This is a genomic window from Paenibacillus sp. sptzw28 (genome assembly GCF_019550795.1).
In the GTDB taxonomy this organism is placed as follows: domain Bacteria; phylum Bacillota; class Bacilli; order Paenibacillales; family Paenibacillaceae; genus Paenibacillus_Z.
In genome coordinates this window covers 16,168-29,906 of record NZ_CP080545.1, presented here as the reverse complement: position 1 = coordinate 29,906, position 13,739 = coordinate 16,168, and the positions used below count along the sequence as shown (strand labels likewise).

Here is a 13,739-nt window from a genome sequence, read left to right as displayed (position 1 = left end):
ATTAAATGGCGATTCTCTTAAATTTGTTTTGTAAGCGGGTTTATTTTCTTCGGGAAAGGCATTCTCACCTTTGATCTGCTCAAAATTTGCCGGAAATTGATAAGAGACGGGAGAGAGCCGGATGCAGAAACAAGAATGTGTAGCCATGCTGCTCGCAGGCGGTGAAGGCAAAAGATTAAGCCATTTGACAACAAAGCTGGCAAAACCTGCAGTACCCTTCGGCGGCAAGTACCGGATTATTGATTTTACCCTGAGCAACTGCAGTAATTCGGGTATTCACACGGTAGGTGTGCTGACCCAATATCAGCCGATGGTACTAAACTCCTACATCGGAATCGGCAGCTCATGGGATTTGGACCGGAAAAACGGCGGGGTGACCGTACTTCCCCCTTTTATGGAACAAAGAGGCGGCAGCTGGTACAAAGGAACCGCACACGCGATATACCAGAATATTCATTATCTCGAGCAATACGATCCCGATTATGTGCTGGTGATTTCCGGTGACCATGTATACAAGATGAATTACGCCCTCATGCTTGAGCAGCACAAGGAATCTAAGGCCGATGCCACTATCGCGGTTATCGAAGTGCCGATTCAGGAAGCAAGCCGGTTCGGCATCATGGATGTGGATTCGGACGACCGAATTACCGAGTTTGAGGAAAAACCGAAGCAGCCGAAAAACAACCTTGCTTCCATGGGAATTTACATATTTACGTGGGATGTGCTGAGAAGAAACTTAATCGCCGATGCAGAAAACCCCGAATCGGACAATGACTTCGGCAAAGACATCATTCCATCAATGCTCGATAGCGGCAATTCGATCTTTGCCTACCGTTTCAACGGGTACTGGAAGGATGTCGGAACTGTCGAAAGTCTGTGGGAAGCGCATATGGATCTGCTGCTCGACGATCCGCCGTTTACGCTTCATGACCACAAATGGCGGATTTACGCAAAGAACCCGAACAAGCCCCCGCACCATATTGCGTCTACCGGTAAAGTTATCGGCTCCCTGGTGAACGAAGGATGCATGGTATTCGGGGAAGTTGATCACTCCGTATTGTTTTACGGCGTTCACGTCGGCCAAGGCAGTCTCATCAAAGACTCGGTCATCATGCCTTACGCCCAAATCGGGGAGAACGTAACGATCCATAAGGCTATAATCGGGTCAGGAACCGTTATCCAGGACGGGGCGCATGTCGGAAGCCCGGACGAATCGGCGGAAATCACCTTGGTCGGCGATAATATGGTCATTTCTTCTCAATTGGTATAGGAGTGATTCGCGATGAATAATGTGTTAGGTGTTATCAACCTCAGCATCAATCAGCCGCTCCTTCACGAACTGACATATTCACGGGCCACTGCGACGGTACCCTTCGGGGGCCGATACCGTCTGATTGATTTTGTGCTGTCCAACATGGTGAATTCCGGGATCAATAATGTGGCGGTGCTCGCTCATAATAGTTATCGTTCCATCATCGACCACCTTGGTTCAGGAAAAGAGTGGGACCTGGATAGAAAGCACCGGGGGTTGTTCATTCTACCGCCCAATAACAGCCATGCTCCGGGTTTTAACGGCGATTTGCAAAACTTTTACGGCTCCCTCGAATACTTCGACCGCAGCAATGAAGAGTACGTAGTCGTTTCCAGCAGTCACATGATCTGCAATATCAACTATACCGAAGCGGTGGAGAACCACCAGAGGACCAAGGCGGATATCACCGTTATTTACAAGGAAATGGAGGATGACAGCGGGGATTTCTCAAACCTCATTACGCTTGATATCGCTGAAGACGGACGGGTTGTACGCATGACCGAGAACCGGCTAACCAATCAAAGCAGTAAAGTATATATGCGCATGATCGTCATCAAGAAAGACCTGCTGATTGATTTGGTTAAGAAAAGCGTCAATCAAAATTACTACGATCTGGTGCGGCATGTCATTATCCGGAATCTGAACACATTAAAGGTACACGCCTACGAATACAAAGGCTATCTCGCCATCATCAATTCCGTCCAAAATTATTACAAGTACAGTAAAGAACTGCTAAATCCCGAAGTATGGAAGTCTCTCTTCTACGAGCCCGGTTTGATTTATACGAAGATCAAGGACGAACCGCCGGCCAGATATGCCCGGAGCGCGAACGTATCCAATTCGCAGGTGGCTAACGGCTGTATAATTGAGGGAACGGTCGAGAACAGCATCTTGTTCCGGGGGGTTCGAATCGGCAAAGGCGCCGTTGTCAGAAACAGCATTCTGATGCAGAAATGCGTGATCGAAGAGGACTCCACTCTGGACCACGTCATCCTCGATAAAGAGGTATATGTCACTCGCGGAAACATGCTGGCAGGTGAGGAAACGTCGCCTACGGTATTCACCAAGAAGAGCCGTATTTAATGCTGCGGTTGTATATCGGAATAGTATACGGATCGCGAAGGCAGTAAGACTTTGTCATAATAGAATCAGAGAGGGCTCTCCGGAGCTCTTTTTTGCGTAGTTTTATCAAATTTTAATTGGATGATCAATTTTTAAAGTTTCCAAAATGAGGTCCTTTATTTAAAGTAGGTAAGGCATGGAAGCGTTTTTAGACGAATAAAACGAAAGCGTTTCCATAGAACGAGCGGAAAGGAGAACTGAAGCCGTTATCAAATGATGGATAATCGCAGTACTATCAGGTACACGATAACTTAAATTCATTTCAAAGGAGATGTTTTATGTCAAGATGAGGAGCTATTTAACCTGCCCTCGTATTTAACAGTAACACAATTTATTAACAAGGAGGCATCACATGAACCTGTTTAACATAAAGGATTTCAGGAATGTTTTGGTGTTTTCGCTGACAGCTGTGTTGTTCTTATCGACCATTTTAACCGGAGTAATATCTAACCCGAAACATGTAAGCGCTGCTACTTTCACGCATGGGGGGATATTGTATTCACAAGCCGATTTTGACCGCGCCAAGCAGAAGGTTGCGGCAGGGGTCAGCCCTTGGATCGATTCATGGAACGCCGGCAAGAATACGTCATTTGCTTCGCCTTCGTATACTCCGAACCCTGTAGCAGATCCGTACAGGTGGGGAGGCCATCCGGATAACGGGAACACTGAACTGTTTAACGATTCGGAGGCGGCGCTTGTTCAGGCTATTATCTGGAAGGTTTCAAGCGATTCAACGGAGGCCAATAATGCAAAATTGAAAGCACAGCAAATTTTGGATGCTTGGTCAAGTAAGGTGAACACTGCGGTAGGCGGCGATGAAGTTCAATTACTGGCAGGGATCACAGGTATAAGGCTGGCAGCTGCGGCTGATATTTTGCGGGGGGACACCGCATGGGTGAACGCCGGTAAATTCACTGCGGCAAAAGATATGCTTCGAAACTATTTTTATCCGGGTCTGCGCGACTATCTCGCAAACCACTACAATAAAAACGGATCGACATACCCTTACTATTATCGCGGTAACCAGGACCTTGTTGCCATGCAAACGATCATGGCGATCGGCATCTTGTGCGATGATATCGCCCTATACAATGAAGCTGTCGATCATTTCAAGAACGGGAATTTTAACGGGCGGGCGACTTACTATCTCTTTCCTACAAGCGACCCGAACCTGGCGCAGTCCGAGGAAAGTGGCCGCGATCAGCCTCATACCCAGCTTGGGATCGGGGCACTGGCGAACATGGCGCAAATGTCGTACATTCAACACAACGGTGATGCAAGTTTCGAAGATTTATACGAATATTCGAATCAGCTCATTCTTAAAGGATTTGAATATACGGCCAAATATGTTAACGGCGGTACGGTGCCGTTTACGCCTATCTATACCTTTGACTGGAGAAACGAGCCTGTAGTCTCCGAAGCGGGCAGGGGGCAATGGCGTCCGATATACGAGATGGTGTGGAACCATTACCACAGCGTGAAAGGGTTGGCTGATGTCACACCCTCGGATCCGGTCTACTATACCAAATCACTCGTAGCCTCGGTTCGACCGGAGGGCATTTCGACTGATCATCAGCCGTTTACGACGTTGTTATACACGCAAAGCCCGGTTATATCAGGCGAGACCTATACGCTGATGAATCCGAACAGCGGTAAGGTATTGGACGTTGCTTCCGGCGGGACAGCCAACGGGACGAATGTGCAGATCTGGCAGGATACCGGCGGCGATAATCAGCGCTTCACCATTATTGACAACGGTGACGGCACATACCGTTTGATTGGCGTCCAAAGCGGCAAAGCGCTTGATGTCAGTGGTCTTGGCACTGCGAATGGAACGAACGTGCAAATATGGTCATACTTAGGCGGCGCGAATCAGAAATGGAGAATTATAGGCAATGCGGATGGTACGTATAAATTAATCGACTCCAACAGCGGCAAAGCGCTTGATGTGACCGATATCGGAACGGCAAACGGAACGAACGTGCAGATCTGGTCGGACAACGGCGGTGCTGCCCAGAAGTGGAAGTTCATTCGCGGAGGGATCTCCTCGGGAGCGACATACGAGCTGCAGAATCCAAACAGCGGTAAAGTGTTGGATGTTGCCTCCGGCGGTACCGCGGACGGGACGAACGTGCAAATCTGGCAGAGCACCGGCGCTACCAATCAACGATGGACCATTACAAGCAACGGAGACGGAACATACAGGGTGCTTGGCGTCCAAAGCGGCAAATCGCTCGACGTGACCAGTTTTGGCACTGCCGACGGAACGAATGTGCAGATATGGACATCCGGCGGTGGAGCGAACCAGAAGTGGAGGATTGTTAGCAATAATGACGGCACGTTTAAATTAGTCGACGCCAATAGCAACAAAGTGCTCGAGGTCAGCGGAAGCGGAACGGCAAACGGCGCCAACGTGCAAATATGGACGAATAACGGTTCTGCCGGTCAGAAATGGAAGCTTGTTCGGAAATAGCGTAATCCTTTTATAGAAGGGCTGCAAAAAAACACCTTAACAGGTGTTTTTTTACGTTCTGCTTTATGCGTAACTTAATATGCGTTCTGACTTCTTGTGTGAAGATGTTTATGATTAGGTAAAAAGAATCATATTTTATTGAAATGATTGTAACATCCTGCACTTCTATGTATAATTTTGGATGTTAGTAGTTTAATAGAACCATGATGAAAGCACCAAACCAAGTGCTTGAACAAAGGCAAACCCGAACGAAAGTCGGGGACGCAAAACCACGGGTCTTCCGTCATGAAGCAATTCATGACCTGACAGCCGGGCTGCTCAAGTGTCTTGGTTTTTGTTGTTAATAAGGGGGAGATCAGATGAAGAACGTATCGAATAAGATGGTAAAGGGTTTGCTAATTCTTGGGCTGGTTGGAGGATTCGTACTACCGGCGGGAGAGCGGGTGTCCGCCGAGACCGCCTACACCTACCAAGATGCATCAACGTCGTTTGCCATTGCAGGCAGCAGCATAAACCTGTCGGGAGAACATGCGGTATGGCGAGGCAACGATAAGAAACTGATTGGGCAGGTTTATTACGGCAATACGCGAACCGGCCTAAAGATGGCAGTCACGACTCACGGAAAACCGACCGATTCCCCCGCGGTGGGAGTGAATGCAGCCGGCGAAGCCGTCGTTGTATGGGCGGACAAACGGAATTACAGCGACGGGCCAAGCAATTTCAATTGGGATATCTACAGCTACAATATCAGCACGAAAACCGAGAAGAAGCTAAACGACAATGTGGGCCAGAACCGGATTCCATCTATAGACGGCAATTATATTGTCTGGCAGACAAATCCGTCCTACGAAATTTATTTGTACGATATGGGAACCGGTACATTGTCGCATTTGGGCAAAGGCCGCGACCCGGTCGTTAGGAGCGGACACATCGTCTATAAAGGGGCAGCGGACGGCGATTTGTACGAATACACGATTGCCTCGGGCATGGTTAAAAAAATTCTGGATTTGCCCCATACGCAATATGTGGAGCGGTTCGTATACAACGGAGAACAAGTCCTTTGGAAGCAGCGGGACCTGGACTACTATGGGAAATACACTTACATAGACCTCGGCGGCAGCAGCCCCCATCCGGTTGATCTGACTCAGCCTGCCCCGCAGAGCAAGACCGAATACTCACAGATGAGCATCGCCAGCGGCACGGCTGTCTGGTTGGAAGCATCCGGTGATTCGGTCATTATGCGAGGCGCGGATTTGAAGAGCAAGGACACCTACAGCCTGGGCTTGGTAAAGCCTACGCAGTTTGTCGGTTTCAACGGAGACGAGCTCACGCTGGTGAGCAATGGAAGCTTGATTACCCGCGAGATTCTCCGGACGGAAGCGGTTCCTTCCAGCCCTATAAGCACGGTACAGCAGCCGGAAGGCACAGTGATCGGCAAGGATGGCGGTATTGTAGCTAAGGGACAGGCTGTTCGTCTGGAGTTCGGACAAGGGACTTTCGATTCGGACGTCCGCATTGGGCTTAAGAAGAGCGATGAAGTATCTGCGGATAAGCTGATTCCAGGCATGTCCTGGGCAGGCATCGCATGGAAATGGACGTCGGAAGCGGAGCTCAAGAAACCGGCGACATTGACCTTCGAGATGGAGCATGCCTTCGAAAAGGCGGACCTGGCCAACCGGGCGGGTATTTACCGCTATGACGAGGCGGCAGGCCGCTGGATTTATACCGGGGGAACAGTGGATTCATTATGGCGGACCATCCGGGCACAAGTACAAGTGCCTGGTCTGTACGGCCTCTTTATTTACGAGCCGTCTTTCACGGATATGAACACCCACTGGGCCAAATCCGAAGTGGAAGTGCTTGCGTCCAAATGGATTGTGAACGGAATGGGCACGGGGAAATTCGTTCCCGGCCAATCTGTTACGCGCGCTCAATTCGCCAAGATGCTGGTAGAAGCAGCCCGGCTCAAAGCGCAGCCTGCGTTCGGTAACAGGTTCAAGGATGTGCCGGCCGGTCATTGGGCTTCCCAGGCGGTCGAGCGGGCTGCTGCAGAAGGCTGGGTCAAGGGTTATGAAGGCAGCCTGTTTAAACCTAATGCGGTCATTACCCGCGAAGAGATGATGGTGATGCTCGTTAATGCCGCAGGCTTGGGGAAGGAAGGGCAAAGCGATGCGCTGGCAGGTTATACTGACGCGGGCAATGTCAAAGCCTGGGCCAAGGAATCGGTTGAAGCAGCGATTAAGAACGGCATGATCAAGGGGAATGGCGACCGGTTGAGCCCAGGCGCTACGTCGACACGGGCGGAGGCGGCCGCAGTTATTTACAGATGGCTGGCCATGAAAGGGGAAGTATTCAATGCGCAAGGAAGCAAATAGTGAACGTCCGCTTAAACGGGGATGGGGTTTAAGTCAATTAGGCAAAAGCTTGTTAGCGTTCATCGTCATGGTCTCGGGACTTCCCCTTCTGCCGAATACTCTGCCTAAGGCTCATGCCGACACGTCGCTGCAGATTGAGACCGGTACGTTCAGCTCGGTTTACGGGGGACAGACTCAGGTTAACTTCAAATTCGACAACCCTGATCCGAATGACGAGACACAGAAGTCGCATGATACTGTGATCACGCTGGAACGCAGCGGATCAACCATAGCAGCGCTTAACACGGGAACATATCCGACTCTTATGAGCAACTCTTACACTTGGAACGGCAAGGTGAACGGAAAGCCGGCCGAAGAAGGCAGCTACGAGATAAACGTGACGCCGACACGGTTCCCGGATCGCGGCAATTCAGGCGACGTTCAGATTGTTAATCCGAACCCTCCGCAGCCAAAAAAAGGCATTCAGATTTTGCCCGACCGGTCAAGTGACACGCATATAATTCGCGGTATTGCGGAGATCGGCACCAAGGTCGAGCTGAAGATGAAACGAATCCGGCGGGTGGGAGATAATACGACCTTTGATGACGGAACGGTCGAAACGCTGGCTGCCGGTGTAACGGTGAAGCCAAGGACATCTTCCTGGGCAAAGGCCATACCTGTGGATGCCTCTTACTTTACGGATTTTCCCGAGCGGTCGGATAACCGACCGGAGGCATATGTCGGTGAATGGGAAGTCAAGGTTCAGCTGCCCGCTTATGAAATAGCAGAGATTCAAGCTTTTGCAGCCAGGGATTTTGATAAGAAACGATCGCCTGGCTCGGAGACCCTGCGTGTGCTGCGCTATAAGGCGCCTGCATGGGGTATCAACTGGGCCGTAGTTGCCAGCTATTATTATAACGTTATCGAGAAAGACGCCATTGTGCAGAAAATAGGCGAGGTGGCCGGATTCAACGGCTTCCCGGTAGAAGATTGCAATGGCCAGGTTTGTTACGGTCCCATAGATCAGGACGTGAATCTGCTGATCATGAATCCGCAGCAGGCGGGCGAGATCGGTCAGACGGATGAAGGCCGGATCCAGCAAGAATATGCGAACCGCAACGGTCACCCGATTGCAGAAGCATTCGATCCGATTAATCTTGCGACGGGCGACTTTGTGTTCCGGCAGACCAATATTGGCGTACAGGCAGTTATTCCACTGGACGTAACGCTTACATACCACAGTCGAGACCGGTATGATGGGGATTTTGGCGTTGGCTGGCATCATACTTATGAACGGGGATTGGAATTCTGGGAGAATGGCGTTATATATGCCGTATCGCCCGAAGGCGCAAGCCACAGGTTCGATCCGACCGGCGGCGGGCAGTACAAGGGACAGGACGGGCTTTATGATACGCTCGTTCGGAATTCCGACGGTACCTATACACAGCAGACGCCGCAGAGGTGGACGTACACCTACCGTAAAGACGGGAAGCTGTATCGGATAGCCGACGCGAACGGAAACACTGTACAGCTGACCTATAAGGGGAGCCTTCTGACGGATATTTCCACGGATGGGGCGAAGCTGACGTTCACCTATGGGAACGGCGGCAAAGTCGTTCGTGTGACCGATCAGACGGGCCGTTATGCGGCTTATGAATACGACGGCATCAACCATGATTTGACCGCAATGATTTTGCCCGATGGGGCCAAGATTTCATATGAGTACGATAAGAAGCATCGAATAACCGCAATCAGCAATCCGAACGAAACGATGAAGCTCCTCAACGAGTATGACGAACAGGACAGGGTGGTACGCCAGCGGGACTTCTCCGGCGCATGGGGCGACATCGCGTATTCCTCTGAAGAGAAGCAGACGGTAACGACCGATGCGCTCGGCCGCAAAACCGTTTACCAATACGACGAGCGGTACCGTAAAACGTCGATAACGTATCCGGATGGGACATCCGAACGGTTCCTATACGACGTGAACGACAATACGATACAAATGACCGATCGGCGCGGCGGTGTTTGGGACTACATGTATGACGGCAGCGGCAATTTGATCCGCGCCAAGGACCCGGAAGGATATCAGACGGAAATCCGCTACAACGGCTTCAATCTTCCGGAAGAAATCATTGATCCGCTTGGGCACAAATCGCAGCTTGCCTATGATAATAAAGGCAACCTTACCGCGATTACGGATGCTAGCGGCCGGGTGTCCACCATATCCGTAGACAAGCGGGGGATACCTGAATCGATTGTTAATCCGAAAGGCGAGACGACTGCGATCAAGAATGATCAGTATGGGTTCGCCCAGATCATTACGGATCCGCTCGGCAACCGTCAGGAGATGGTCCGCGACCCGCTGCACCGCGTAACCGAGTTTATCGATGCGCTTGGGCAGCGAACGAAGCTGGAATATGACCCAAGGGACCGGGTCACAGCCCGCATTGATCCCCTGGGGCATGCGGAGCGGTATGAATACGATAAGGACAGCAATCTAACCGGTTATACCGACACTGCCGGGTCACGGACTGTATACGAGTATGACAGCTTCGCCAGAGTGAAGGCGGAAACCGACGCAATGGGCGGAACCACCCGCTATTCATATGACGCGGTAGGCAATCTCACGAAACGGACCGATGCGAAAGGAGCCGAGACGGTCTATACCTACGACGACAGTAACCGGATTGCGTCTGCAACCGATCCCGAGGGGAATGTCAGCCGTTATGAGTACGACGGCAACGGTAATCTGATTCGTTCCATTCAACCGAATGGCGGTGTCACTCATATTGAATACGAGGGGCGCAATCTTCCGGTGAAGGTAACCGATGCGGAAGGCGGCGTATCGGCGTTCAGCTACGATGCAGCGGGCCGTTTGACGCAGGAAACCGATCCGCTCGGACATACTGTCGTATACACCTACGATAGTTTGGGACGATTGGCCGCACAGACCGACGCTTTGGGGCAGTCGACGAGTTATGCGTATGACGAAGCGGGACGTATGATTCAGACCACCTCGCCAAACGGCGCTAAGTGGCAGCTGGATTATGACCCGCGCGGTCTGCTTGTGAAGGTTACCGATCCACTTGGACAAGTATCGAAGATGAACCGGGATGCGCTTGGCCAGGTTGTCGGGGCTATTGATGAAGCGGGGAAGGTCACGGCCTATCAATACGACCCGCTGGGCCGGGTCACTAAGATGATCGATCCGCTCGGCCGTGCCACCGAAATGGCATATGATGCCCGCAGTAAGATCGCTGAACTGAAGGATGCCAAGGGACAGACGACGAAATACGGCTATGACCCGCTCGGCCGTCTGTTGCAGGTGACCAATGCGCTTGGGAGCACGACTGCATACGGGTATGACGCAATCGGCAATATCGCCTCCAAGACGGATGCTTTGGGCCGCGTAACCGCCTATCAATATAACCGGCGGAGTGAGTTAATTCGGGAAATCGCACCGGATCAGCGAGTAACGGAGCTGGCGTACGACAGCATCGGCAATATGGTCGGCGTTACGCAGCCGGATGGCAAAGCGACCAGCTACAATTATGATCTGCTCAGCCGGTTGACGGGAATTCAGTATCCGGATGGCAAACAGGTCGGTTACCAATATGATGCCTCCGGCCGGAGAACGCAGATGACCGACGAGCTCGGTAATACCTCGTATACCTACGATGCGCTGAACCGGCTCATTGAGGTGAAGGATCCGTATGCGCGGACGATACGCTATGAATGGACGCCCACAGGTCAGCGCAGCCGTATCGAATATCCGGACGCGACATCAGTGAATTATCAATACGATCTGCTGGACCGGATGACGGCGGTAACGGATGCCGAAGGGAGAACGACCACTTATGCGTATGACGCACGGGGGTCGCTCGTCTCCAAAAGCTTGCCGACGCTGGGTAAAAGCACCTACCGGTACGACGATGCCGGCCAACTGCTTGAGATGTCGCACCGCAACCAGTTTGACAAGGTGCTGGAGCAGCTCACCTATGCCTACGATCCGGCAGGCAACCGGATCCGAAGCGAGCGGCTGTCGGACGGCAATGATGAAGACGATCAGGACGCGAGCGACAGTCAGGAGCGGCTCGTCACGGATTATGCCTACGATGCATTAAACCAGCTTGTACAAGTGCAGTCGCAGAATGCCATGTCCGCGGATCTGCCGGCAAGCACTCGCTACCAATACGACGCAGTAGGGAACCGTACGGAGAAGTCGAACAGCTGGGGCGACCTGACCGATACCGAGACTTATACGTACGATGCGGCCGACCGGCTGCAGAAGTTAACAAGCGGAAGCGAGATCAACAATTACCTGTACGACCCTCGCGGCAATCTGCTGCAGGTGATGCAGAGTCGCTTGCAGCTTCCGGAGCTCTCGGTACAGTCCAGCGTCTATGATCCAACCGTTACGAGCAGCGTTTATGACGGTGCCGGGACAGGGGCAGAGGAAGACGACAGTAATCCGGTTGGAGCAGCAGTAGAAGCAGGGGTATGGTCGGAGCCGAAAGTCACCGAACAGTATGTCTGGAACGGTGCAAACCGATTGATCCAGCAGACCAATGAGGGCGGTGACATTACCCGCTATGCCTATGACGGCGACGGCAACCGGATGAAAATGACGATCGACTACGCCCATGGCGGTAAAGGCAATGGTAATGGTAATGGTAATGGCAACGGCAACGGGAACGGGAATGGAAATGGGAATGGAAATGGTAATGGATCAGCGAATTGCCATGTCGTACCGCCTGGCTTCATACCGCCCGGGCTTGCCAAGAAATGCGGCCAGTTCGACGAGGAGTATCCGGACATGCATCCCGGAGGTCCGCGGGATGGTTGGGAGAAGCAGTACAAGAAAGAGCATTGGGAGCTGTATTTCACCAACGATGTGAGCATGGCTCTGCCTGAGCCTTTGCAAGTGACGGAGGCCGACAGCAGCAAATGGAAACAATCGTATGTATATGGAGCGGGCGGCGAACGGCTCAGCATGACCTATCTGCCGGCGAATGATCCGAACAACGGCTGGGAACCGAATCCGGGCGACGGCGGCGCCGAACCGGGCGCGCAGCCCAAGACGTTATGGTACATGCAGGATGTGCTTGGGAGCACGATCGGTCTGGTAGAGAAGGACGGCCGTGTATCTTCACGCTATCATTATGACGAATTCGGTGTGCCGCTGGACGGCAAGAAGTTCGACCTGAACTGGCCGGGACCGGATAACCTGTTCGGCTATACGGGATTGGGTTATGATTATAGCAGCAGCCAAACCTATGCCCGTGCACGCTATTACCAGCCAGAGTTAGGGCGGTTTATTAGTGAGGATACGTATAAAGGCACGCTGTGGAATCCGCAGAGTCAGCATGGGTATGCGTATGTTTGGAATAATCCACTAATTTATACAGATCCGACAGGACATTGTGTCTCTTGCTTTTATACTCCTGACCCAGGTCCTATTGGTCCAACAAATTTCGACCCTAATATTGACATTGATGCACCAACATATTCAGTTCAAGATATTGCTGACTTTCTTATTGTTGATGACATCAAGACTATTCTTGACCCAAAGGCGTCTACTTTTGATAAGGTTCTTGCCACAGCAGGATTTGTACCAGTTGGTAAGTTAATCAAAGGTGGTAAACTAGTTGTAAAATTAGCAACCAATGAAGGCAAGCAAATTGAAAGAGCCGTTGAGTTTACAGAAACAAATCAAAAATATTGGAATTCTGCTAAAATCCCATGTAATTGCTTTGTTGCCGGGACGAAAGTTCTTACAGATGAAGGGGAGAAACCTATTGAGGAAATCGAGGTAGGGGATAAGGTTCTCTCAAAAAATGAAGTAACAGGCGAACAGGATTACAAGGAAGTCACGCATCTGTATCGAAATGATAAGGAGATCACCTATGAACTTACGGTAGGCGATCAAATCATCGAAACAACCGAAAATCATCCGTTTTGGGTTGAAGGAAAAGGTTGGGTACTCGCGGCAGATTTACAGGTGGGGGATAAGCTACAACAAAGTAACGGGAATACGTTGAAAATCGACAAAATCAACAAAATAATACATGATGAGTTGGTTAAGGTATACAATTTTACTGTTGCTGATTTCCATACGTACTATGTTAGCAGTTTGGGAATATGGGTTCATAATATTTCGTGTGCTGAAATTAACTGGAAAGGGTTTAGTAACGGAAAATTAAAAACACATTACGAAAAGCATAGACATGAGTTTGGCAATATAACTCAAAATGAGTATTTAAAACGAGCAAAAGGTTTCGCTGCAGAAACAAATTCTGCATTTAAAGAAGAAGTAGTCGGTAGCTTTTTAGTAAAGTACGATCCTTCAACAGGCCGTGTACTTATTGGACATATTAATAGCCGTGAGATAAGAACATTTTATATTGACGATGGTCGTGATGCGGATGCGTTCCAAGCGGCAAAGGATCTTGCGGCTTCAAAAAGTGGATTGTAA

At 50.8% G+C, this 13,739-nt stretch carries 5 protein-coding genes and 1 riboswitch; all 5 genes read left to right on the top strand.

All coding sequences use genetic code 11. The features are described 5' to 3' along the window. Positions 1-121: 121 nt before the first annotated feature. The 5 genes from KZ483_RS00090 (at position 122) to KZ483_RS00070 (ending at position 13,739) form a co-directional block, all read left to right on the top strand. Entirely contained in the window at positions 122-1,270 is a 1,149-nt protein-coding gene (locus tag KZ483_RS00090; protein ID WP_220350808.1) for a glucose-1-phosphate adenylyltransferase, read from the top strand. Between the two features lie 12 nt (positions 1,271-1,282). Next, complete coding sequence (gene glgD, locus KZ483_RS00085; protein WP_220350807.1) at positions 1,283-2,395, top strand: glucose-1-phosphate adenylyltransferase subunit GlgD; 1,113 nt, start codon at positions 1,283-1,285, stop codon at positions 2,393-2,395. Positions 2,396-2,786: 391 nt separating this feature from the next. Continuing rightward, positions 2,787-4,907, top strand: coding sequence for an RICIN domain-containing protein (locus tag KZ483_RS00080; RefSeq protein ID WP_258881478.1), 2,121 nt, complete (start codon positions 2,787-2,789; stop codon positions 4,905-4,907). A gap of 227 nt (positions 4,908-5,134) precedes the next feature. Then, positions 5,135-5,229: riboswitch (cyclic di-GMP riboswitch) on the top strand. Between the two features lie 37 nt (positions 5,230-5,266). Then, on the top strand, positions 5,267-7,282 hold the full coding sequence (locus KZ483_RS00075) for an S-layer homology domain-containing protein (RefSeq protein WP_220350806.1): 2,016 nt from the start codon (positions 5,267-5,269) through the stop codon (positions 7,280-7,282). Continuing rightward, the gene (locus KZ483_RS00070) at positions 7,263-13,739 is read left to right on the top strand and encodes a polymorphic toxin-type HINT domain-containing protein (protein WP_220350805.1); all 6,477 of its coding nucleotides are present in this window, start codon (positions 7,263-7,265) and stop codon (positions 13,737-13,739) included. Before KZ483_RS00075 ends, KZ483_RS00070 begins: the two co-directional genes overlap by 20 nt.